The 24,523-nt window shown below is 44.3% G+C and carries 23 protein-coding genes; 9 read left to right on the top strand and 14 right to left on the bottom strand.

Annotated features, from left to right (window positions below):
- Positions 1 to 987, bottom strand: a 987-nt coding sequence (locus AB4161_RS13385; RefSeq protein WP_372083457.1) for a DUF2860 family protein, incomplete at its 3' end; no start/stop codon positions are given.
- A gap of 221 nt (positions 988 to 1,208) precedes the next feature.
- On the opposite strand from AB4161_RS13385, the gene AB4161_RS13380 reads away from it, so the two are divergent.
- Entirely contained in the window at positions 1,209 to 1,706 is a 498-nt protein-coding gene (locus AB4161_RS13380; RefSeq protein WP_102393768.1) for a fasciclin domain-containing protein, read from the top strand.
- Positions 1,707 to 1,833: 127 nt separating this feature from the next.
- Here the strand turns inward: AB4161_RS13380 and AB4161_RS13375 are convergent, their stop codons facing one another.
- From AB4161_RS13375 to AB4161_RS13350, 6 genes are all read right to left on the bottom strand, one after another.
- Entirely contained in the window at positions 1,834 to 2,130 is a 297-nt protein-coding gene (locus tag AB4161_RS13375) for a hypothetical protein (protein WP_102393767.1), read from the bottom strand.
- Positions 2,131 to 2,261: 131 nt separating this feature from the next.
- Positions 2,262 to 2,519, bottom strand: a complete 258-nt coding sequence (locus tag AB4161_RS13370; protein ID WP_017060020.1) for a hypothetical protein — start codon at positions 2,517 to 2,519, stop codon at positions 2,262 to 2,264.
- 165 nt (positions 2,520 to 2,684) lie between these two features.
- Positions 2,685 to 3,167: a GNAT family N-acetyltransferase gene (locus tag AB4161_RS13365; RefSeq protein ID WP_017069854.1), complete on the bottom strand. Its 483-nt coding sequence runs from the start codon at positions 3,165 to 3,167 to the stop codon at positions 2,685 to 2,687.
- Positions 3,168 to 3,265: 98 nt separating this feature from the next.
- Positions 3,266 to 3,580 carry a cupin domain-containing protein gene (locus AB4161_RS13360; RefSeq protein ID WP_102393766.1) on the bottom strand — a complete coding sequence of 105 codons (315 nt, stop codon included), beginning with the start codon at positions 3,578 to 3,580 and terminating at the stop codon, positions 3,266 to 3,268.
- Positions 3,581 to 3,640: 60 nt separating this feature from the next.
- Positions 3,641 to 4,144, bottom strand: coding sequence for a YgjV family protein (locus AB4161_RS13355; protein ID WP_017060023.1), 504 nt, complete (start codon positions 4,142 to 4,144; stop codon positions 3,641 to 3,643).
- 123 nt (positions 4,145 to 4,267) lie between these two features.
- Positions 4,268 to 5,068 (bottom strand): PhzF family phenazine biosynthesis protein, encoded by an 801-nt coding sequence (locus AB4161_RS13350; protein ID WP_372083456.1) that lies wholly within the window; start codon positions 5,066 to 5,068, stop codon positions 4,268 to 4,270.
- Positions 5,069 to 5,664: 596 nt separating this feature from the next.
- Between AB4161_RS13350 and AB4161_RS13345 the strand changes: the two genes are divergently transcribed.
- Together AB4161_RS13345 and AB4161_RS13340 are read left to right on the top strand one after the other, a co-directional pair.
- Positions 5,665 to 6,696 (top strand): PotD/PotF family extracellular solute-binding protein, encoded by a 1,032-nt coding sequence (locus AB4161_RS13345; protein ID WP_372083455.1) that lies wholly within the window; start codon positions 5,665 to 5,667, stop codon positions 6,694 to 6,696.
- A gap of 3 nt (positions 6,697 to 6,699) precedes the next feature.
- Entirely contained in the window at positions 6,700 to 9,132 is a 2,433-nt protein-coding gene (locus tag AB4161_RS13340) for a putative bifunctional diguanylate cyclase/phosphodiesterase (RefSeq protein ID WP_372083454.1), read from the top strand.
- A 236-nt stretch (positions 9,133 to 9,368) separates the two neighbouring features.
- Here the strand turns inward: AB4161_RS13340 and AB4161_RS13335 are convergent, their stop codons facing one another.
- Together AB4161_RS13335 and AB4161_RS13330 are read right to left on the bottom strand one after the other, a co-directional pair.
- Complete coding sequence (locus AB4161_RS13335; RefSeq protein WP_017069848.1) at positions 9,369 to 10,394, bottom strand: GGDEF domain-containing protein; 1,026 nt, start codon at positions 10,392 to 10,394, stop codon at positions 9,369 to 9,371.
- Between the two features lie 9 nt (positions 10,395 to 10,403).
- Positions 10,404 to 10,859, bottom strand: a complete 456-nt coding sequence (locus AB4161_RS13330; protein ID WP_017069847.1) for a hypothetical protein — start codon at positions 10,857 to 10,859, stop codon at positions 10,404 to 10,406.
- A gap of 461 nt (positions 10,860 to 11,320) precedes the next feature.
- Between AB4161_RS13330 and AB4161_RS13325 the strand changes: the two genes are divergently transcribed.
- The 6 genes from AB4161_RS13325 (at position 11,321) to AB4161_RS13300 (ending at position 16,866) form a co-directional block, all read left to right on the top strand.
- Positions 11,321 to 11,695 (top strand): cytochrome c, encoded by a 375-nt coding sequence (locus AB4161_RS13325; RefSeq protein ID WP_372083453.1) that lies wholly within the window; start codon positions 11,321 to 11,323, stop codon positions 11,693 to 11,695.
- 37 nt (positions 11,696 to 11,732) lie between these two features.
- A complete protein-coding gene (gene ccoN / locus AB4161_RS13320; protein ID WP_017069846.1) occupies positions 11,733 to 13,157 on the top strand; it encodes a cytochrome-c oxidase, cbb3-type subunit I in 1,425 nt (474 codons plus the stop codon).
- Positions 13,158 to 13,772 carry a cbb3-type cytochrome c oxidase subunit II gene (locus AB4161_RS13315; protein WP_017064719.1) on the top strand — a complete coding sequence of 205 codons (615 nt, stop codon included), beginning with the start codon at positions 13,158 to 13,160 and terminating at the stop codon, positions 13,770 to 13,772.
- A complete protein-coding gene (locus AB4161_RS13310) occupies positions 13,769 to 15,925 on the top strand; it encodes a c-type cytochrome (RefSeq protein WP_372083452.1) in 2,157 nt (718 codons plus the stop codon). The genes AB4161_RS13315 and AB4161_RS13310 overlap by 4 nt, the downstream gene beginning before the upstream one ends.
- A gap of 267 nt (positions 15,926 to 16,192) precedes the next feature.
- Positions 16,193 to 16,420 carry a PAS factor family protein gene (locus AB4161_RS13305; RefSeq protein ID WP_004730426.1) on the top strand — a complete coding sequence of 76 codons (228 nt, stop codon included), beginning with the start codon at positions 16,193 to 16,195 and terminating at the stop codon, positions 16,418 to 16,420.
- 263 nt (positions 16,421 to 16,683) lie between these two features.
- Positions 16,684 to 16,866 carry a hypothetical protein gene (locus AB4161_RS13300; protein ID WP_004730424.1) on the top strand — a complete coding sequence of 61 codons (183 nt, stop codon included), beginning with the start codon at positions 16,684 to 16,686 and terminating at the stop codon, positions 16,864 to 16,866.
- Positions 16,867 to 17,037: 171 nt separating this feature from the next.
- On the opposite strand, the gene AB4161_RS13295 is transcribed toward AB4161_RS13300, so the two are convergent.
- From AB4161_RS13295 to AB4161_RS13275, 5 genes are all read right to left on the bottom strand, one after another.
- Positions 17,038 to 18,330 (bottom strand): alpha/beta fold hydrolase, encoded by a 1,293-nt coding sequence (locus tag AB4161_RS13295; protein WP_017064721.1) that lies wholly within the window; start codon positions 18,328 to 18,330, stop codon positions 17,038 to 17,040.
- A gap of 396 nt (positions 18,331 to 18,726) precedes the next feature.
- A complete protein-coding gene (locus AB4161_RS13290; protein ID WP_017064722.1) occupies positions 18,727 to 19,464 on the bottom strand; it encodes a DUF3726 domain-containing protein in 738 nt (245 codons plus the stop codon).
- Positions 19,461 to 21,272 (bottom strand): hypothetical protein, encoded by a 1,812-nt coding sequence (locus AB4161_RS13285; protein ID WP_372083451.1) that lies wholly within the window; start codon positions 21,270 to 21,272, stop codon positions 19,461 to 19,463. Before AB4161_RS13285 ends, AB4161_RS13290 begins: the two co-directional genes overlap by 4 nt.
- A 263-nt stretch (positions 21,273 to 21,535) precedes the next feature.
- The gene (locus AB4161_RS13280; protein WP_372051101.1) at positions 21,536 to 23,143 is read right to left on the bottom strand and encodes a BCCT family transporter; all 1,608 of its coding nucleotides are present in this window, start codon (positions 23,141 to 23,143) and stop codon (positions 21,536 to 21,538) included.
- A 230-nt stretch (positions 23,144 to 23,373) separates the two neighbouring features.
- The gene (locus AB4161_RS13275; protein ID WP_061023074.1) at positions 23,374 to 24,369 is read right to left on the bottom strand and encodes a membrane dipeptidase; all 996 of its coding nucleotides are present in this window, start codon (positions 24,367 to 24,369) and stop codon (positions 23,374 to 23,376) included.
- Positions 24,370 to 24,523: the final 154 nt, after the last annotated feature.

Here is a 24,523-nt window from a genome sequence, read left to right as displayed (position 1 = left end):
AAAGTATGCTCCCGCCCTGACACCCACACTCGCTAATACTTGCTCGGAGTTATAGAAATCGATATTAGAATCTATGCTTCTTAAACCCAGTAAAGTAATGAACGCCCAATCTTTATAGCCCATCAAACCACCAAACTCATAAGCTAAGAATGCACCGAATTCATTCTCTTCACGTACTTGCCCGTAAATTGGATTCGACTCATCATATTCACGATCACTTGCATCTAGGGTGACAACAAAACCATGACGACCGATTCTCTTCGCGTAGTTTAATTCAATACCATAACTATCGAAGCTGAGTGCTCCTCCTTCTGCGTCTGAGTGGAAATACACCATTGAAGGAACAAATAGACCTGCGTGGTTTGGTAAGATAAAGCGGTATCCTGCTTTGGCGTACACATAGGTTCTTTCCCTACCCAGCAGCACAGTATCTTCCGGAGATAAGCCTTGGCTACCAGATAGCTCTTCATCAACATCTGATTGCCCAAATGCGAGATCCGTTCGAAAACCAGTTCCACCGATATTAGTGAGCTGCAGTCGTCCTACATTACCTTTCACATCCGTTTCATTTCGATTAACGCCAACAGCATACGGATCCGTCCAAGCCTTACCCGAGATAAGCGTAGGAATAACAGAAAAATCCAATATGGTGCCACCAGAAAGTTGATATCGATAACCGATCTCAAACGCAATGGTACCTGTTGCAATATCCTCTCGTGTCGTACCCGCATACACTTGGTGAGTCAGCGATTCGCCAAAAGTATATTGAACAGTACCCAAAAAGCCGAGTAGCCCTTGGTTTTCACTCTCCCCTTCCTGGGTGTTGGTGGCTTGATTCGAATCTTGTTCAGTACTCAAATTACTACTGTCAGAGTAGAAACCGGCCAATACACTGAAGTTACCGCTGAAGCCTTCACTTGGAGCAAGGCCACTGTATGCAGGCATTGAAGCCAATGCAGAAAAGACTAATGGTAAAACAAACCTCATATTCACATCCATTACTTGAATAATCACCAAATAACTATAAGCATCAAATAACTATAAGCATCAAAATGGAATTGTAACAAGCATTTAACAATATAAGTTTATTCGCTTGACGCTGTCGATATCGCTAACCATTCACTCAAAGACACAACAAATTGATCTATCACGATTGGGCTTTCGTAATACCTCTCGAAAATAACGGACAAAACTCAAAGGAAGACAATATGTTTAATAAATTAATCAAAACCATGTCAGTGCTAGTTGCGACGCTTCTTTTTACGGCTTTTGCTCACGCTGATCACCACGGAATGAAGAAAGATATCGTTGACGTGGCGGCTGAAAACGGCTCTTTCAACACCTTGGTAGCAGCGGTAAAAGCGGCAGGCTTAGTTGAAACATTGAAAGGTGGCGGTCCCTTCACAGTGTTTGCGCCAACGGATGAAGCGTTCGCTGCGCTACCAGAAGGAACGGTTGATATGCTGTTGAAGCCAGAAAACAAAGACAAGCTGATCGCAGTACTGACCTATCATGTGGTGCCAGGGAAAATAATGGCGTCTGAAGTGATGAAGCTTGATAGTGCCGTAACAGTGCAAGGCGAAGCGGTAATGGTAGGAATTGATCACGGCAACGTGATGATCAACAAAGCGCAGGTCGTGATGGCAGATGTTGAAGCAAGCAATGGTGTTATCCATGTGATTGATGCTGTATTACTGCCTAAATAATAAAGATGAACACAAGTCAAAGGTTCTTAGAGGGTGTGACAGGTTCACACCCTTTTGACGTTTAAATACCAAGTTAAGATCGGTATCAAACTAGCCAAGCCTGCCTTGATATAAGCAAGAACCCGGATTACATAAACAAGCGCCCGAATATCAGAAAGGCCGCCATCGATACCACCTTCGTGAAGACCACTACCCAGATGCAGTCACCAATACTAGAGTGCGTCGCTTTCCCGAGTAGGTACACAAACAGAATCAACCCTAACACCCAACCTACTGTTGGAATCAATGACACCAGAGCAACGATAACAGCAATAGTAAGAAGGGATTTAAAATCTGCGACCACGAAAGACATTTTAGAGGCGATGTACATACAACATGCGGTGATTAATGCGTCCATCACAAACGCTAAAGCTTCAATACCCACTTTACTTCCTTCACTGATATTAGTTGAAGTGAATATTATCTCTAAAGAGATGATTTTTCTTGAATAAGAGAACAAAAAGCAGGTGAAAACTGTGTCAAAAATGAGATTACCGTTCGTCTGAAGGCATAGGTTTATTTGTTCGAGTCTTCTAAGCCTTTGACCAGTGCTCGCGACCGAGTCTGATTTGCTTTTTGATAGGCATCAAAGCCATCTTCGCGTTTACCTCCGAACAAACAAAGAAACGAGTTGATGACAAATGAAAAGAATGAGATGACGACAACAAAGAGAGGAAATAACCCCGACACCCCAGCATCTAAGGCAAGAACGCCAACAGCGAAGGACAACATCGACACCAATGTATATAGTTTAGATCTACTCACATGACTCATGAACAACACTCCTTGTATTCATTCAATGTTTAGATTAGACAAATTATCTTGCACACAATTTGAACTCATCGACAATATCAATAGATCAGGAAAAGTTATCCTTAAAAAGGTTCATTAATATTTCAAACTCGGTTTCTGTATCCCTACGAACACTAGCCCGCCTATTCAACTGACTTTTCTATCTTCAACTACCTTTTCCATCACGTAATTGGTCAGCTTTACACCACGCATTTCGACTTCCTGTTCATTCACCACCTTAAAACCAAGATGCTCATAGAAAGGCCTTGCGGTAATACTTACTTCAGAGAAATATCTCGATATACCACGAACTCGACCCACAGTGAAAACATGTTCCATCAACGCTTTCCCTACCCCCTTCCCTTGATATTCGTGGTGACAGAAAAAGTGATCAATCAAGCCACTTGGTTGCAGGTCAGTATAGCCAACTACGCAACCATCGAGTTCAGCCACAAAGGGTTGTAACCCATTCATACGCTTTTGCCATAACGCAAAGTCAAAGCTACTGGGTGCCCAAGCTTCGACTTGCTGTTGAGAATAATCTCGAACATTCACGTTACGTACCGTATGAAAGAAGATCTCCCACAGTGCTTTGTCATCATTCGCTTGATAGTTTCGAATTCTAATCACAACATACTCCTTTTTGTCTTAAGTCCTTTCTGAGGTGAAAATAAACAGCTGAATCAGCAAGCTTTATAACCTAACAGCCTCAGCTTTAGAGCAAGATATCAACGATAAAACACAGCGAGCCAGATCGTCACCGCATCTTTATCCGTCCTCAGCACCTTGTGTTTTTCACCTGCGGAAATATTGAGATAATCCCCTTTAGACAAGGTAACAATGCGACCATCTTCAAACTCAATCACCCCTTGCCCATCGATCACCATCACCCACTCATGCTCATCTTGATCGTACCAACCCTCTTCAGGAGAACTGTGACCATATGAGAGTATTCTCTCGATTCGAATGTTGTCGTTGGCAATCAGGTCATTGAATATTTCATTGGGTATTGATGAAGGAACATCATTGTAAATGTTTGGCATCAAGCTCTCCTAGCTAGCATTGAATTGATTAACAACTTGGGCCTTAGCTGTACTGTAAACCTAAGCAGCGGCACTCTTTTTGAAGTAAAAACGGTAATAGCCCACCAAGTTACTGCAGATAAACAGCGCCTCCATAACAACCGCTGTTGGCGAACCAACTAAATAATTGTGAACCAACCAAAAGCTGGTTCCGATGATCATCAATTCTCTTAATCGACGGTCATCTTTATTGAAGGCTGCAAAGGTCTGAAATACGGAGGCAAAGCAACTCAATATGCTGGTCAGCCCTGAGTAAGTCACTGCGGTTGCGACCACCGACATCGAAGAAAACAAATATTTAAACTTAGACGAGGTAGAAAATACGCTCGTCAAATAGCGAATCGTGGCAATCGTCATTAAGCTCGCCGCTGTCCATTGTTCAAGAAGGATAAAGTGACTCGAAATAAGAACGCCAGCAAAGAACAGACAAGTGACGATTTTCTTCCTTTCCTTGAATTGGAATGACAGAAGATCAAAACAAATGGCTATCGCGACTAATACTTGGGAAAGATAAAAGGCAGACACGGTGATTCCTTCAATAATAACATTCCGCCCTAGCCGCTTCTTTCACGGTGAATAATCGAATAAAACATACTAGGCGGTTACAACAAAACAGAGCAAACAGCGCTCTAAAGCTTCTATAAAAATCTAAAGCTTCAACACACCACTAATCACGGTGGTCGCAGAGCCGATTAACTTTATTCGCCCATTAGCCAATAATTCAGTCGACATATAGCCACCACGACGAGACGCCTGATAAGCACTGAAACTGCTTTTGTTGAGCTTTTCTGCCCAGTGTTGCGTCAATGCGCAATGTGCCGAGCCAGTCACAGGATCTTCATTAACCCCAACCCAAGGTGCAAAGTAGCGAGAAACAAAATCAAGTTCCGTATTTGCTGCCAATGCTGTCACCACTACACCTCGCCCTTGAATACCTTTTAACGCATCAAAGTTTGGTGAAAGCTCCAATAACACTTGTTCGTTGGAAACTTCGATTAACTGCTTAGAGTCAAATTCTCTGAATGAAACTACTTGATGCGGATCTAAACCTAGGTGTTCAAGCAGCGTGAGGTTGGGTTCAGAACGCAATGATAGCTGTGTACTAGGAAAATCAAGCTCGATAGACGATTCACAAACGGCGGCAGATAATTCCCCAGATAAGGTGTTAAACACGACCTTATCACCTGTCTCAAGCAGTCCTTGTTCTTTCATCACATGAACCATTGCCAGTGTGCCATGTCCACACAGCTTCACTTCGACTTCGGGAGTGAACCATTTAAGCGTCATAGTGTTAAGCGCGAGAAAAGCCGTTTCAGATACCGCCATCTCTTCAGCGATTGAAAACATTAACGACTCATCCAACGGCTCTTTGGAGATACAGACCCCGGCAGGGTTCCCTTTAAACGCTTGAGTTGTAAACGAATCTACTTGATATATCTCTAAATCCACAATGGCTCCTAAATGCACAACATTTCCCAAACCGGCAATCATGGCTCGTTGGGACATAACCTAGATATTGCTGCCCACAATAAGCACAATCACCTTGTGCTACAAGTCTTTAGCAACAACTTTATCGATACTTATTGAGAAACGAAACAAATGATAAACAAAACGTTATAGAAGTGTTTTTAGGGATAAAAGAACATTGAACATAAGAGTAAATCGCGATGGCAAAACAAAGGAATAACGACGATTAATGCGAGCGAAAACCCGAAAAAGGTAATCACCGCATCATTATTTAATGCTTAATATTTGCATAATAACTTGTAAGAATGGATATTATGATGAATATTAATTTATATAATCCATTCACGGACAATAAACTGGAATACGTACTTGTGTTGAATACGATACGACGGAGTCATCCTTGCCTCACACGATAAAGGTTCGGTATCAAGTAGGAGTAGCAAGTTGCTATTTGCTATTTGCTATTTGCTATTTGCATGAAATGCATGAAGTTGAAGTTAAATTAAGTGCCTAAATTTGAATCATGTCGCAAATTTTGGGCTACGATTTAGTTATCTCGTACGAAAGGGAATCCGTCAGTGAAAGCGTTTTGCGTATCAATACTTGCGTCAACATCCTTTTTGGCTAGCCCTGTATTTGGCCAGCAGCATGATATTTATCTCTACAATTGGGATGAATTTTTATCTGACAGCGTCGTTACCCAGTTGAGTGATACCTACGGCATCTCACTAAAGCAGCAATATTTTTCTGACGAGTCCATTCGTGATGAAGTGCTATTGAGTGAACGACGAGGTGCGTTTGAATTGGTTGTCATTGAAAGTATGAAACTGAAAGCGCTGGCTAAACAGAACTTATTCCACAACCTGAGCGACTTGCAGCAATCCCTTTCAAGCAACTTTGACTCAAGATGGGTGGATGGGTGTGGCGAATATGGAATCCCCTACGCTTGGGGGACATCCGGCATCTTATACCGAAGCGGAAAAGTTGAGACTCCCAAGTCTTGGGGCGCTCTTCTAGACCCTGAAACCAAAACCAGCGGCCGAATCAGCATGTATTATGAGCCTACGGATTTGTTGAGTGCTGCGCTTCTGATGAATCAATTTGAGCCGTTTACCAACAACGAACAAGAACTTCGAGTCGCTTACAAAACGCTACAAGCACAGAAGCCTCACCTTGAAAGTAATGAATACGTTGTCGATTATATTCGTCATCCCGAACACTTAGCCAACATCGACCTCGCCTACGGATACTCAGGTGACAGCTATGTGCTTAATGATGCCGAACCTGAGGCATCTTGGGCCTACACAGTACCTCTAGAAGGAACAACCTTATGGTTAGAGTGTATGGCTGCAATTAACAACGGAGAGCGATCTCCACAGGCAACCACGATTCTCTCCTTCTTATCGCAACCCGAAATCGCCGCTCAAAACGCAATGGATTCATGGTTTGCAACGCCAAGTTCAAAAGCAAAAGCACTCACTTCTCAGGAGTATCAAAACGATCCCGAGCTTTTCCCGAATAAAGAAGTATTAGATCGCAGCTACCTTTATCAGCCGTTAGAACCGAGTAGCATTCAAATTCGCAATCGTATTGTCGACAGTTTGAGATAACTCATGCCAGTATTGAAGAAGCTATATTTTGTACTTTTACCAACGCTGACATTTGTGCTCCTGATAGCAGGAATCGTGATGTACAACTTCGCATCAAATCATGCTAAGCACATGTATTTGGACAAGGTGCAATCTGATGTGAACACCGCTTTAGTCGCGGCGGAATACGAGCAGCTCGGCTTGTCCTTACTAGTTAAAGATATCGGTTCTTCGTTGCAGTTCCTCCGCTACATTCAAAATCCTGGCGACTACACGACTCTATCGCTATTGGAAAAACGAGTACTCCGAGTATTAAGCCAGAATCACGTCAATCAATTTGGGCAACGCAATGTTTATATCGTGGACCCTAAGTTCAAATTAACGCTTTCGACTCTCAGAGCCGATCCTTTCGAGGGGCTAAAGATCCCTGACAAGATTTACGAAAGAGTCTTCGATATATACACCTCGTTAATAAGCAAAAATGAACTCTCCTACGAAGGCTTCTCTTATATCTCGATCAGTGGAGAGCTCAGATACTCGTATGTTGCAGCAATTGACCCTTACCTCCTTCCTCAAGACAAACGTGCAAGTAACAGTTTAAATCGCTACATCTTGATTGCTGACGGGCCTCTGATGCAACTCTCTAGCCTGCTAATCAAATACAATGACGATGACAATATTCAGTTCTTAATCGAGCCATCCTCAGACGCTGCCAACATTGAAAATACCCAATTCGTTATCAAATCAATTGAGCAAACCCAAGATAATATCAATGTGCAGATGACCAGCCGAAATCTCATCGCGCAAGTAAATATTCGAGAACAAAAGTTCAACCATGAGAAAGCCATCATCGCTAAACAAACCTTGTTAGGTGGCTTTGGCACTCTATTTACGATCATGTTGATCGTGCATTTAGTGGTGCGTTACCAACTTGTGCGCCCGCTTAAAGACTTACTGCAAGAGATATCGATCGGCGGGCTCAAGCTTAGGTATTTCAAGCGTTCATCGGGGCAAAGTGAAATTGATGGTTTAAAGAACGCGTACATAGACTCATTAACAGAGTTGAAGTTCGAAGCCGAATTCGACCAACTCACCAAGCTAGCTAACCGACGCTCTTTCATCAGACACCTTGATGTACGACTAAAAAGCTCGATGAGCCCACACTGCTATGTGGTTTGTTGGGACATCATCGATTTTCGTAAAATTAACGATCTCTACGGGGCAAAAGTTGGTGATAATGTACTGATAAGCTTAGCTAAAGCACTGAAAGAGACACTACAAAACCAACAAGCCTCTTTGGGCTTTAGTTGCAGTGATTACTCTTTAGCCAGACTGGGAGGGAATCAGTTTATCGCGATCTTGGAGATGGGTAAGAACCAAGTGATAAACGAAGAAATTGAGAACATCAACAATACGCTGACCGGCACCACCTTCCTTGACTACTATGGGTTTCGATTATCACTCGCAACAGGTGTTTTACCGCTCGACACGCCAAAGTTCGATGAGATTTGGCACCGATGCATCGATGAAATGTTAGCTAATGCGAAGTCTCATAGTGATGGCGAAAGTCGTATTGTTTATGGCGAAGAGTTGTTACATACCTTGGAACGCCATGACGTTGTAGAGAAAAGACTCTTAGAGTGCTGCGAAAGTGACAACTTTGAACTTCGCTTTATGCCTATTTTTAACGCCAAGACACTTCAGATAGATGGCGCGGAGTGCCTGATTCGTTGCCCAGCCTTATTCGATATCGATGCGGGACCAGAAGAATTTATCCCAGTTGCAGAAAAGAGTAACCTTATTGCCAGGCTCGACATGTGGGTCATTGGCACCGCGATCAAAAGCTATAAAGAGCTTTCAGAACTTCATAAATACAAGGGCACTCTGTCAATTAATATCTCGGCGATGGAGCTCTACAACCGTAATTTTGCCGACAACATCCGTAAAGTACTCGAACGTTATCAAGTGCCACCTGGCAACATTATTATAGAGATTACCGAGACCAGTTACGTGAAAAGTACCAAGCTTACGGTGCAGACTATCGAGAGCCTCAGAAGCTTAGGTTTAAAGGTCTCCCTTGACGATTTTGGTACGGGCTACACAGCGTTTAACCAACTTCTCCACTACCCTGTGGATGAGCTCAAAATTGATAAGAGCTTTATCGATAACATGGTAGACGACAAGGCCGACCGCAAGAGGGTCGAATCTATGGTTAACTTAGGCCACTCTTGTGACACGCTAGTCGTCGGAGAAGGTGTTGAGTCGATAGAACAGTATCATTACCTCAGAAAAGCCAACTGTGACCTAATACAAGGCTACTTCTTCAGTCAGCCACTCACTTATCTGGAATTCATCGAGTTTGTTCGAAACCATAACCCGCAAGCAATTTTAAACCCGCAGTCTGTTAGCAGTTCGAGATCTAACGAGCGAATCGTTGCACTCACTCAAAAGCAGTAACCTTAAACCTAAACCTAAACCTAAACCTCAAAGCCTCTCTTCCTATTCAAGCGCGGAAAGCCACTATAGCTATAACTAGTAGTAGAACTATCTTCATCAGAGCAGGAGCTCTCTATTGGCTGCACATTGAATGAGGAGGCAAATAAAGAATGGCAAAAGCCATGATAGTGAAGCGGGAGAATGGTGAGCGTACAGTCAACAAAACCTAATGATCTAACTTATCGCTGATGCGGGGATTAACTCTGCATCGTCGTTAGTAGCTCCATCATATCTTTAGAGCTGATGTTCTTCTTATGCCTGACTACAGCGTCAATCATCAATTCTAAATTCCCCGCAGAGATATAATCCTTAAGCACGTCATTGAATTTTTCCTGTATCTCATCACTTGTGTACAATTGCTCAGGAATGAAGAATAGAAACTGACTGCCACTACTACGAAACGAGATAGTACTTTCCGGTACCTTTGCCGTCAGGGACTTAGCAGCTGAACTCACCACCAAGTCTCCATATTCAAGTCCATACTTTTGGTTTATCTCACTAAGGTTTCTGATTCTTACAAAGTAAAGGTCGAAATTACCGTTTGTTGGATAGCTGTTCTTAACAAACTGCATGAGCGAGACTCGATTGCGAAAGCCAGTAATGAAGTCGGTAGAATGAAGTTTTCGTTTGATTGCAAAGTCGACGTAAAAAATCGCTCCTGTCACAAGCAGTAGCAACACCAGAAATACGCTGCTTATCTGATGCATCATCACCAACTTGTCGACCATTGTGGTGTTTTCTTCAATAACCGGGCTTTGAAGTCGAAACTTTTCGTTAATAAATTCGACCAGCGTGTTGTAACAAATATCAATTTTCTTCTGCAGTGATTCCTTAGGCAAAGCGCCTTGATTCACCAACTTAATTGAGGATTCTAACGACTTAAACTTTTCAAACTCTGCGGTAAAGTACGGTTTAAAGTTTGCTGAGCGAATAAAATTGGACGATTCAGTGCTGTTGATCAGAATATCAAAACGACTCCAAGTAATGTCATATGCCAACCAAAGTTCATCATAATCAATCGTCTTTGCATGGCTAACCATCAAGAAGTTTGCATACTCTTTGACGAGTTGAAAAACAAACCAAGTGGCCTCATTTTGGCGGTTAGAAAAGCTCTTGTTGATGTCATTAATTCGAGTGACACTGTAGATATTGACGGATAGAACAACCACGGCCAAAGACAAAACAACGACTTTGATTGCGGCCATAGACAACAGCTTCTTCATAATTAGCCTCTACAGGTGAATATCACGAATCTGCCAAATCATCTTGGCATGGAAATCAGGGGTATTGGTTTCAGGGTTCGCAGAGATTGGGTAAATCAACCAAAACGGGCCTTTCTCTCTCACAGACATAAACTCCCCATTCTTTTTAATCGCAATGATGGGTTCATAGGTATCAAAATCTTCTTTGGGCACCGCAATTTTATAGTCATTCAATGCTACGAAAGTGACTTGTGATGATATCGGTAGATCCATATTTTCAAGCACCGTTTGTAACGTCACACCACTATAAACGGTCAGACCCTCGACCCAAGGCAAGGTGGTAGTAATTTCTTTTTGAGGAAGTGACAGGAGTTGCTCTCTACTAAAACCATGCTTTTGCCCGGAGTGGTCGAAAACCGTTAACTCTGAGGCTGCAAAAATCGAAAACGAGCAAAGCCAAAGCATCAACAAGAATACAGTTCTCATTCTAAACTCCATTTAAAAAGGTCACTAATTTGAGTCTAGTATAAATTGACCATTTAACTTGTACCGATACCACTCAGATTGATTGGTATCGCTTTATCCCTAATGCCCTACACCTCGCTGTTTTTCAATAACTTCGCCGTTTCTCTGTCTCTTCCATCACCGCTCTCGTTCAGCACTCCCTACCCGCTTGACGTATTCCTTCTCAACCGTCTAGTAACAAAAACTCGTATTTTACTCTGCGTAAGTAAACCAATAAGCCCTATGAATACGTATGAAACAACAAAATTAACAATAAATATGAGTAAGTCAGTAGCGAAAATGCTGGTTGCTGCATAACCTTTAATCGAACGTAAGCAGCTTTAAGAGACTTAATAACGAGTTCCAGTCGTTTCTACTTCACCAGTTGATCTCGTGTATTGATCTTAGAAAGCTTACTCATTTCATAATCAAGGGAATCGAGAATGAGTTTGAATATAAAAAAATTTAACCCCATGGCGACACTTTCTACCCTAGTAATGACGCTGGTCATGTTTCCTGTTTCTGCTGAAGTTAATCAAGAGCAATTTGAGTTAGGTAAGCAAAAAGCAAAAGTATGCATGACCTGCCATGGCGTTGACGGCATATCAACACAAGATCCCTACCCGAACCTTCGCGGTCAAAAAGTGGGTTATCTCATCTCTTCATTGAAAGATTACCAGACTCGAGAAAGAACCAGTGGCTTAGCGATTCTCATGCAACAACAAGCCGACACGCTCTCAGACCAAGACATCCGTGACATTTCCTATTTCTATTCTGTGCTCGGCAACGAAGCAGGCTCGCTCAGCGATTCAAATTAAGTCAGCGATTCAAAACCTCTAGGCAAGGAGCCTTGTTATGGAACAAGTGACAACGCAATACAGCATTAAGGTCGTGAAGTACTTCATCATTGCATCCTTAGTGTGGGCGATTGTAGGTATGATCATCGGCGTGATTCTCGCCGCGCAATTATATTGGCCAGTCTTAAACTTTGATTCTCAGTATTTCCAATTTGGTCGACTGCGCCCGCTACATACCTCAGGAGTGATTTACGGCTTCGTCGTGAATATCTTGATGGGTACGTCGTTGTATATTGCCCAGCGAACAGGCCATTGTGACTTGTTCAATAAAAGTCTTTCATGGATGGTATTTTGGGGCTGGCAATTCATCCTGTTACTTGCGGTCATTTCCTTACCCGCAGGCCACACTACCTCAAAAGAGTATGCGGAGCTTGAATGGCCAATCGACTTGATGATTGTGTTGGTTTGGGTGCTGTACGCGGTGTTGTTCTTTGGCACCCTTGCTAAACGAAAAGTCAGCCATATCTTTGTGGCTAACTGGTTCTTTGCTGCATTCATTATCGTCGTTGCAATGATTTTCATCGTGAACAACCTCGCGATGCCTGTGTTGGCGATGAAGTCCTACTCTGTGTTTGCAGGCGCTCAAGATGCGATTGTTCAATGGTGGTGGGGACATAATGCCGTCGGTTTCTTGCTGACCGCTGGTGTGATTGGCATGAACTACTATTTCATACCCAAAGCGGCGGATCGACCTATCTACTCGTACCGTTTGTCTGTGATCCATTTCTGGGGCTTGGTCGGCTTTTACACGTGGGCCGGAACGCACCATTTGGTTTACTCTTCCGTTCCTATCTGGATTCAGAACATCGGCATCGTAATGTCTTTGATCCTGTGGCTCCCTTCTTGGGCCGGTGCGTTTAATAGCGCAATGACCCTCCTACAAAACAAAGAAAAGCTGAAGTCCGACTACATTCTTTTATTCTTTTTCTCAGCGATTCTTTACTACTGCTTGGCAACATTCGAAGGTCCGCTACTCGCTATCCGCTGGTTCAACATGGTGGCACACAACACCGAATGGATCATCGGTCACGTACATTCCGCAGCTCTTGGGTGGGTTGGAATGTCAGGGATAGCGGTTTTTTACTATTTCATTCCACGCTTGTGGGGCCAAACCGATCTTTGGTCACGACGACTGATTAAATGGCACTTTTGGCTCGCTCATGCTGGCGTAGCCATCTATGCGATAGCACTTTGGATCGCAGGCATCGGCGAGGGTTATATGTGGCTCGCTCAAAATGAAAATGGCGAACTGATTTACAGTTTTGTAGAAGCGATGGACTTTAAGGCACCTTGGCTATTCATGCGTTTCTTTGGTGGTGCGCTGTTTGTACTTGGATTGTTCTTAATGGCTTTCAACTTGTACAAAACGGTTCGTATGCCCGTAACAAATGATGCTAAACACACTGTTAATGAAGGAGCTTAAATGATGAGTAAAGACTTTACACATTCAATCGTCATTTTAATTTTGACCACTGTTGTCGTGGCCTCCTTCTCTTTATTGGTCTGGGTAGTGCCAAGCATTGTCCGTGGCGATGATATTGCCAAAGGCAGCTTAGCGATGCCTCTCACACCGATTGAGTTAGCAGGCCGAGACATATACATCAGTGAAGGCTGCCATGTTTGTCACACACAAATGGTTCGCCCTCTAGAGCCAGAAGTGAAGCGTAATGGTCGCCCGAACCAAGAAGCAGACGATATCTATGAGTTTCCTAACTTGTGGGGCTCTAAACGTACTGGTCCTGACCTCACTAACTTAGGTAGAAAGTATTCTGACCAATGGCATGCTATTCACTTAATTGACCCTCGAAAAGTCGTACCGACCTCGATCATGCCCTCTTACCCGTGGCTATTTGAGCAGACTCTGACTGGCGATGATATTAGCGCCAAAATGGAAGTGTTACGTACCTTAGGTGTGCCTTATACCGATCAAGAAATTGGTGATGCCCGTTTGCAAGTAAGAGGCAAAACCAAAGGTGAAGCTCTGATTCGCTATTTACAAAGCCTGGGTAAAGATACGTCACAGGAGGTATCACAATGAGCACATTCTGGAATCTATGGGCGGTACTCTTAACCTTAATATTCTTTGTTCTGATGGTGTCTGTTGTCGTTAAATACTGGCGTAGCAATCACAAGGCCGATCACGACCACACCATTGGCACCTTTGATGGTATTGAAGAGAAAGATGCGCCTCCACCTAAGCTGTTATTTATCAGTTATGCAGTGGCATTTCTTTTGTCTGCGGGTTATTTGGTGCTCTACCCCGGGCTTGGAGAATGGGAAGGCTTAGTCGATTGGGAACAAAGCGACGATAAGCTCAGTTCACCATCCACCACTCTCAATGAGCAATTTGCACAAACCAGCGAAACCACGTTAGAGGGATTAGCTGCTGTCCCAGAGATCGTGAACAGCGGTAGGATTCTATTCCAAACTCACTGTGCCGCTTGTCACCGAGATAATGCACAAGGTCAGAAACACTTCCCTAATCTTATCGACCAAGAATGGCTATACGGCGGCAGTGATGAAGCTGTGATCCATTCGATTGCCAAAGGGCGAAATGGAGCGATGCCGGGTTGGAGTGAAATCATGCGCCCAGACGAGGTGGCAAAAGTCTCCTACTATCTAGCCTCCCTCAACCAACGTCATACCGATGTGCCGGAGATTAAAGTCGAGCTCGGTAAAACCTTGTTCGTCCAATACTGTTCGTCTTGTCATGCCGATGGTGCTGTCGCCAACCCAGCGATTGGCGTACCTGATCTTTCCGATGATATCTGGCTTCACGGAGGGAGTATTGAAGAGATTCAGCACACCATCAATTACGGTTTGAACAACCTAATGCCTGCGTTTGATGAGCAGCTCAGTGAGAACGAGATACTCGCGCTTGGGGCTTATATCCGACACGCTGGTGACGTAGAGCAACAACGGCTCGCGAGTTTGAAAGCATCATCTGTTGAGCGCGGAGAATATCTCGCTTACGCCGGTGACTGTGTGGCTTGTCATAGTGCAGAAGGTGGCGAACCCTTTGCTGGCGGCCTACCGTTTGTGACCCCTTTCGGTACCGTGTATTCAACCAACATAACGCCACACACTACCGAAGGTATTGGGACTTATGACTTCGATGATTTCCGAGCGGCGTTAGTCGCAGGTAAAGGCAAGAAAGGTTACCTGTACCCTGCAATGCCTTACACCTCCTATCAATACCTCACCGACCAAGACATGGTGGATTTATGGGAATACATGCAGTCAATCACCGCCGTGCCGCGACGCAATGATGACAACAGCATGATGTTTCCATCCAATATTCGCTTAGGTTTGCTTGGCTGGAACATCGTATTCATGGATACCGACCCTATTGATTATGAAGTGCCAGAGGAACTCAAAGGAGAAATTGAGAATGTCGATAAGTGGCAACAAGGCAAATATTGGGTCGCAGGACTTGGTCACTGTTCGGAGTGCCATACACCTCGAAATATTGCCCAAGCACTGATACCAGAACGTATTTTCCAAGGTAACTTGATCGACGGTTGGAACGCGCCTGATATTACAGCCAATGAGCTCTATATCGATGGTTGGGATGAAGCAACACTCACAGACTTTTTACACACAGGACATTCAGACAAAGGCACCGCTTTTGCGGGTATGGCTGATGTAGTGAAAAACAGCCTAAGCTTGATGACGCGTGAAGATATTGAGTCGATGTCCTATTACCTACTCAGTGGGGACATCAACAACACCATTGCCAGTGATGCCGTTCAGTTACAGCCTAAAGGGTTTGATGAAGCTGCGTATGCCAGTGAAATCTACACCACGTATCGTCAAACCTGTGGGGCCTGTCATGGTGACGATGGTAAAGGTCGCGATCCAATCGCCCCTACTCTGTTGAACAACGGTATTATCATGCACAGCGACCCATTCAATACCATTGCGGTAACGGTGCGCGGCTTGCAACCCACCTATCTCGACAAAGACAGAAATTTCATGCCAATGGCAAGTTTTGAGGATGTACTGTCGGATCAACGCTTAGCTGAGTTAATCACGTTTGTGCGTTTAAACCTTGGCGACAGAAATGAACCGGTCACGGCTGAGCATGTTCGAGAGGTAAGAGAAACACTTGAAGCAGCAGGCTATGCAGGTGGATTACACACCACACCTGAAATGTACGAAAATCGAGATAAGAACATTAACATACGATAGGCGCTGTAGCTGTGCGTAGCCGATTGGCCCAACAAGCAGCGAACAGCACGTAACTTTTATGTTTGCCTAACAAGCCAAAAGGAGACCACTGTGTCTCCTTTTCTTTTGCCCAAACCCAAGTTTTCGATACTTTGCCGTACAACACAATTGTAACTAACTGATTACACAATTAAGCAAAGCTGAACATAATGCGATCAATCTCGCAGAACAAAGATGACACCAAGTGCATAATATGCAAAATTTTCTAAAGATGTACTAAGGACAGTTATGGATACAACTACACTCATCTACGATACGTTGGAAGGCCTGTCGAGCGCAAAGCCTCAGCAACACGCTCAAATCCGCCAAAATCTATATAACCAATTAGATTTATCATTTGAGAAGCAGTTGGCTTTGTATTCATCAGTTCTTGGTCCAGCAAGTGCTGGTAGATTGACCGATTTGGATAGTGCAGTGATGTCTGCACGCAAGATTGTTGGCTTAGAAAACAGCTAAGCAATCTTCAACCTATCTCAACTTTAACGCTGCCATTGTGCAGCGTTTTTTTATGGACGCTATTTACGATAAGTAAGGTTGGTTACGATAAATGCTGTTAGTTGCGATAAACGCGGTTAAGAAGATAAGTGCAGTTGGGTCTGTTTTTCAAGTTACACGCATTCTCATTTGGTTAATCTTACGTTCCATTTTTAACAGGTGTGTAACCTCAACAATGGCGCTAATGTTAGTAGCACGTTAACCACACATCGGATGGAAGAGTCATGAGAGTACTTATTGAATATACACAGACAGGCAAATACCGTGATCATGCGTGGGAAGCATTAACGATTCGTTCAAAAGGCGAAATTCAAGCTGTGACTCCCTCTTATGCGGCTCAGCTTATCGAACAAAACCGCGCCAGCTTATCGACCACTGAAAATCAAGATATCGTCATCCAACCTTAATGGCTTCAAGGGCTACCCCTCCTAGCTCCTTAAATCGAATAGTTCGATGACATAAAAAAACGCTGCACGGATGCAGCGTTTTCTTGTTTCTGGCGTATCTTATTTCTGACGTAGATAGACTCTAAAGTAGAAAGCTTCTAACGTATTTTGCTTCTAATGCAAATAGCTTGATTACTTTGGCAGATTTTCTAACGCTTCCACCATCGTCATCAATTTATCGACAATCCTTTCGCCGTCTACTCGCAAGCCATTGTGTTCATATTCATTGGTGATCCACGCTTTCGAGTTAGGAATGTTCGCCAATGTTTCACGGCTGTAATCCAACTCAACGTACATGTCATCGGCGTAAACGGCACACGCCATTGGCACAGTATTCTTGCTCAACTGCTCTGCGTTGTACAAAGTGCCCCAGTCCGACTTTTCAGCCAACATGTTCGCGGCTTCACGCAGTGGCTTCAGCGTTTCAAGTTGGTCGAACATCCATGGGTACACCATTTCACCAGTAAACCAGAACTCACTGCCCGATTGGTAGTTGAAGTGTGGGTACTGCTCACGAACACGATGTGCAGACCAGTTAGACGCTGTACCTTGACAGTAAATCGATTCATGCAAGATTGCGTAAATTGGGTTAGTTAAGTAACCCTGCTCTTGCTGCATTTGATTTAGGAAGCTGTAGCTCAGCTGTCTGTTACCGTTCACTTCAACAAACGCACTCTCCAGTGTGAAATACATTGGAAGGTTTGCTTCGCCGCCACCAAGATTAATACCTATTAGCTGGAACTGTTCAACTGTGAACACCTGACCGTTTGGCAGTCTCACATCGTTGTTTAGCAGGTAATCAGAGATCTCGCGACACATAGCTTGTGCTTGTGGGAACTGAGCAAAGAAAGCTCTGTTTTTGTCTTCTACACGCTTGTAAGTCGCACGATAAACATCGTCAGCTTCTCGTTCAATAGAAGGAATGCCGCCCGTCACATAACAACGCTGCAAGCTCTGTGGGAACAGTGACAAATAGCTCAGTGTACAGAAGCCACCAAAGCTTTGACCAATCGTCGACCATTGCTTAATACCAAACTGTTCACGAATCGCTTCAGCGTCACGAACGATGTTATCCGCTCTGAAATGCGTTAAGTATTCGACTTGTTGTTCTGGAGACAAATGCGCCAAAGTTTCATGGCTGATAACCGTGCTGTTGCCAGTACCACGTTGGTCTAGAAGCAGAACACGGTAGTTTTGTAATGCACGCTTTAGCCAACCCGATTGACCACTCACCCGTGGAGAAGGAAAACCTGGGCCGCCTTGAAAGTAGATCAACCACGGCAGCTCTTGCTCATCTTTAGCGAGATCAACCAGCTCACGTGCGAAGACTTGGATCTGTTGTCCATCTTTGGCTTGATAATCAAGTGGCAACTCGAAAGAGTGCTGACGGTACAGGGTGGTTCCATCAATAAAGTTAGCTTGCACGCTTCATTCCTTTTTATCTGATTCTAAAGTCATTGGTACGAATAAAAATGGCACCCTTTGGCACCGTAGTTAGCAAGATACGCATACTAGCTTGTAAATGAAACCGTTTGTTGAACCTGAATGTGAAGGTACTTCATTAAATCGCCAAATTAGCTTTATACGCGTAACAACTTGTGTCAAAACAGAGAGTTTAAGATGTGATCTATTGAGAAGAAGAACAAAAGTGGGACACAAATAAAAAGAGCTTAACGAGGTGAGGATACGTTAAGCTCTTTGGTTTTATCTGTTGTAAATGAGGTTTTTAGGTTGAACAAGCTCAGGCTTTATAGGTTTAGTTTCTATAAGCCAAAGATCTATAAACTGAGCTTCTGTAACTTATAGCTCTATAAAACAAAGCTAAGAAGCCTCGAGCTCACCTGCACCTTGAATTGAACGTTGGCTGTTTTCAACAAGGATAGCCGTCGCCGTTTCTTTCAACGCGCCCCACTCTCCATCGTCAACTTCAATGCCCTCGTTCCACGCCTTCTCTTGAGTTTTAAAAAGCGCTTCCGATTCAATGTGTGTTTGGTAGCCATCTGACAAACGTTCGATATCGAAATCCTGGACGGAAAGCTCGATGGTCATATTGTGGATATGATCGTCCGATGCCAGAGGCAAATCTGATAAAAACAGTTCTGGTGCAACGCAACCACGGTTAAGCACATACAAGGTGCTCTTAGGATTTGAGCCATTATCCCAACGTGCGGTACATGCGATGCCTTTCGCTGCCAGTTTTACAAGCTCACTGTATGCTAACCAACGGTTATGGCAGTTGTTTAGCTCGATTTTCAGCGTCTTTTTACCCACCATTTTTTCAATGGCGTAATCCATCACCACAGGAAGATGACACGCTAAGCTCGCCTTGTGCAGGTCCACTTCAACTGTGTTGTCGCTTGTCACTTGGATGTCTACAGGGCAATCGTCTTCTAGCCCCATAAAGTTGCTCGCATTGTTAAAATGACGAACACCATCCAAGCCAACCATTTGTAAATCTGCCACCATGTTCGCTATCACATCGGCTTCACCACATGTACGACGCATACCCAGAAAGGCTTTATTAACGGCCGCGACCAATTCATTGTGAGAAACGATCATAGCGATTTACCTCCATGTTGAGCATTGATATGTGTAGGAACGTTATGAGAGCCAGCAAGCTCCGCTTCACTTGGTAAGACTGGGAACACCCACTCGTCTTGATGAATTTCGTCAAGCAGCGGTGCGCCTTGGAAGAAGGTCACGCGAACCCAACGATCTGAGCGAGGATCAAACTTAGTCGCTCCAAACATCGCTAGCTTACAACGCAGCAAATGCATTGGTGGCGAGTCTTGGTGCAGCACGTTCATTTGAATGTCGCCCATCGCCTTGTTACCTAACGTCCACACACGGCGCGCAATGGCACGATGCTGCGGTTGTTTAACAACGAATTCAGCCAATGAAAGCTCTGGCGCGAATTGCAATAAAGCATGGTACAGACGGTAAGCTTGACGGCCGATATCCAACGGCAGTTCGCGCTCTTCGCCGAGTTCCTCGCCTCGAACACCGAGCCTTGGCTCTTCTTTGTCCTGAGAGCGATACCAGAACCAGTAGTTATTTTCTGCTTTCGTAAAGTCAGTCGTGATCGCCCAACGGTACTTTTCTTCTAACACAACCAATAGGTCTTGGATCTTTTTGCCACTAGGAAGCGAGAGTGTTTCGCTACAATTCATTTGCTCTTGATGGGCGTCCACTAATTCTGGGTACAATTCCATCAAGCATGAGATAAGGATTTCTTGGGCTTCCATACTCATGTGCTTAGATTGTTCAACTAACTGCGCCCATGTATCGCAATGGTTTACAGAAGCTTCTAGTGACTGTTCTGCGTGTTTCAACTCATCAACAGCGGTTTTGTTCAACTCTTGCTGATTTTCATTGATGGTAACAACTTGTTCTAAATGACAAATCGCTTTTTTAACTAATGTACGTAGGGGCTCAATCAATGCCGTATCCGTGTGATTAGCTAACACGTCAGCTAATGCATGCTCACGGGTTGTCATCCATTGATCGACAATACTTGGGTGGTTAATCAGATATGGCGCCATACCTAAACCTGTGGCATTACCCACACCTAGGTAGCGTTGTAAGCCTCTGTGCAAGGTAATCGCTTGTTCACCGCCATGTTGCTCCGCTAGGTAATGAACCCAATCTAGGCTGAACTCACGCAGCATATAAACAGCACACATTTGAGCACTGAACGATTGATTAAAATCTGGATTCTTTTCCAAGATTTTAAAGTCAGCAATACCAAACTTACCATTACCATAAACCGCTGTCGTTCGTAGGATGTAGCCAACTTCCGCTAGCTCTTTTGGCGTTGGTTGAACACCTTTAGCCAAGTGACTAACAATATGTTCAAACACTCGTACACTTTTGTTGGCACGCGCTAAAACAAGCACATTGTTAGGGTTACGGCCTGCTTCTTGTAGCGGTACATTCGCACGAAGTCTCTCAAGTAGGGTGACATCAACATCACCAAGAACCAGAGCAAACGTTACGTCCCACTTTTCAGCAATTACACGGTCATTTCGTTCGTCGTCTGCAATCTCATCGCAGAAAACAACCAAATGATAAACATGATTTGGCGTCTCTAGCTTATAGATAACATGACCAAAACCTCGAGCGTCTAGTTGCCACTCATGCTTAGTCACTTTCCATTGCTGTTGCGCCATTTTACGAATCAGAGTTCTTACGAAGCTGATGCGTGTTTGGTGCATAGCACCCAGTCTTTCCGGTGCCATGACGACCGTTGCGTCACGTAGTGCTGATTCAGTGTAGGTAGAACGATGTGCATCCATTTTGCTCACCACCTTATAGTTATAGGATTTTGCTAGCCATTCAGAACCGATCGTTGCTGTCTTTTGAAGCATATATAGCGACAGTATGTTGGTTAGCTTTCACGTTTTTAATCGTTATTGATATTATCGAGGCAAGCGAACTCGCCACTTATTATTTGTCCTGACTAGATCGATTGACCTAAATACGTGCCGCCCGGTGTATCTTCACCAGTACGGTTTTTATCTTCCTTCCGGAATCTTGTATCAGCCTTCTTTCAAAGGCTCACACCTTGTTTATCTTCAGTTTTTAGAGAGCTTTATCTCTACATTTTCTTCTTTATACCGGCATTGATGTTTTATAAGCCTTGATCTTTCGCCATCTTGATTGCGATTTGAGGCGCATTCCAAAGTGATGGCAACAAGATTAAGGACACCGGTACCGCGGTGATAACAATGAAGGATTGCAGCGCTGAAATACCGCCAGAGCCTAGGGAAATCAGAATTAACGCTGTTACCCCCATCATCACACCCCAGAAGGTACGAATAATTGCATTCGGTTCTGTCTCACCACTGATCACCACACTGATGGTGTAAGTCATTGAGTCACCGGTCGTTACGATGAAGATCGTGGTTAAGATCAAGAACAGAATTGAGATAAGCATTGGCATTGGTAGCTGCTGAGTTACCGCCAGTAGCGCACCTGGTAAGTTAAAACCTTCAAACGCCTTACTTACGCTGCCTGGATCTGCGATTTCGAACGCAAGGCCAGAGCCACCAACAATTGTGAACCAGAAGCAAGTAACAAACGGTGCAATCAAGCTAATGGTTGATACCAATTGGCGAATACTACGACCGCGTGAAATACGTGCGATGAAGATTGCCATCATTGGGCCGTAACCTAAGAACCAACCCCAGAAGAATACTGTCCACCAGCTCAACCACCCCTCGTCACCACGGTATGTCGCCATTGGGATGAAGTTATCGATCATGCTGCCTACACCTTGAATGTAGCCGTTAAAGATAAAGTTTGTAGGGCCAAAGATCAGGATGTAGACCATCAATGCCATTGCCAGAATCACGTTGTAACGGCTTAGCATTTGCATTCCACGGTTAAGGCCACTTAATGCCGACAATGTGTATAGAACGATAGCGAACAGGATGATGATAAGCTGCGTCGTGAAGCCATCAGGAATATCAAACAGTGCGTTCAGTGCGTAGCTCACTTGCAAGCCTAAGAAGCCGATAGGACCAATGGTGCCCGCCGCTACTGCGACAATACAACATGCATCAATCAATGCGCCGGTGTGACCTTTCAATGCTCGCTCGCCTAAAACTGGGTAAAGCAAAATACGAGGTTTAAGCGGTAAGCCTTTGTCGTAGTGAAGGTGCATCACCACAATAGACGTTAAGCTACCGACAATGGCCCATGCTAGAAAACCCCAGTGCATGAAGGATTGCGATAAAGCATTCACCGCGCCTTGCTGTGCGTTTTCTTGTGCGCCGTACAATGGTGGTGGGCTAACGTAGTGAGCGATAGGCTCTGCTGCTGCCCAAAATACACCGCCACCTGCCAGTAGCGTACAGAAGATGATCGCCATCCAACGGAAGCCGTCCATTTCAGGTTTAGCGATGCCGCCTAGGATAACCTTGCCTGTTCGCCCTGCCGCCAGGCCAAGACCAATAAGAAAAGTCAGAAGAAGAAGCATTTGCCAGTAAGGACCGAATACTTTTACAGACCATGCAAAGCCCGTATTTACTAGGCTTGATAACAGCTCGCCATCAAATAGAGCAAGTGCCACGAACAGAGCGATAAAACCGCCGCTGTACCAAAGTGCTGGGTTGGATAGGCCTAATTTGTCTGACGTAGACTCAGACTCGTTTGTGTTGCTTTTTGCATTAATTGTTGTGTGTGCTTGACCCGCATTTAAGCTTGAAGATTTCACGCTATTGGTTAAATCAGACATACTCTGACTCCAGAGGTTTCTTTGCAGCTGTCATTTGAATGATGACTACAAGGGTGTATTTAACACCTGCCCTATTGTTTTTTGTGTTGGGCAGGCTAATCCATGTTTGGGTTACCGCGTTGCGAAATAGACCGTTGTTCCTTTTGAATAGTGAAATTGGTTTAAGCAGCACTTGCTTATTGAACGTTTGTTAGAAGGCTGCTAATTCGATGATGGCTCGCGAGAAACCGTTAACCCTTGCTTTGAGGCTCTAAGCCATCTTTCAAGAAGTTAAACCAGTTTTCTCCCAAGACTTGCCCAGCTTCAGACTCGCTGAAACCATGACGCATCAATCCGTTATATATGTTTTCCATACCCGCACTACCACAGAACCAAGGCAACGCATCTGGCCAACCTGAGTTGTTCGCAGAGCCTTCGCCGTAGTCCATTGCTTTAGACCAACGACCATTTCTCATCCATTCAAGAACGGCTTGAGGTTGGTTTAAGCATAGGTCACTGCCAATACCGAGGTGCTCTACGCCGACCATGTCAGCCGTAGTCGCAACCATCTGGCAGAAATCTTCCAAGGTACATTGGCTGCCGTTTGGTAGGTGGAATGGGTACAAGCTGAATCCGATTAAGCCGCCGCGTGCGGTTAGAGCTTTAATTACATCGTTTGATTTATTTCGTAGTGCATCATGAGCAAACGTCGGGTTCGCATGGCTGATACAAATAGGACGAGAAGACAAGTCGATAGCTTCAAGTGTTGAGCGCTCTGCACTGTGAGACATATCTATGATCATGCCCACTCGGTTCATCTCTTCGATGGCTTGTTTACCAAAGCGAGTAATACCTGTGTCGTTCTTCTCGTAGCAACCCGTCGCCAATAAGCTCTGGTTGTTGTACGTCAGTTGCATGATCAAAAGGCCTTGCTTACGCATCACTTCGATAAGACCGATCTCATCGTCGATTGGCGAACAGTTTTGAGCACCTAGAAAAATGCCGACTTTTCCCGTCGCTTTTGCAGTTTCAACGTCAGCCATTGAATGAATCGGCATAATAATGTCTGCATTTTGCTCGAATCTTAGGTTCCACTCAGCAAAGCGAGATAAGGTTTCACGAGCTGTCTCGTGGTAAACCGCGGTAGCGTGAACTGCTGTAATGCCGCTCGCCTTTAGTGTTTGGAAATATTCTCTGTTCCAATTGCAGTATTGCAATCCATCTATAACAATCCGTTGCTGGTACATAACCACTCCTATTGAAAGCTCAGTGTTCTAGCTCGGTTTTGAAAACACGCTCAAATAACATGTTTTCAAAAATGGGTTAAATCACTTACTGGGTGCTCAGTCTTTGAAATCTACATTGATTGAGCGTAATTGGGTTTGGATGTTGGCCTGACTC

The organism is Vibrio sp. 10N.286.51.E5 (genome assembly GCF_041469125.1).
Lineage (GTDB): Bacteria > Pseudomonadota > Gammaproteobacteria > Enterobacterales > Vibrionaceae > Vibrio > Vibrio crassostreae_C.
This window is presented reverse-complemented; position numbering and strand designations above follow the sequence as displayed.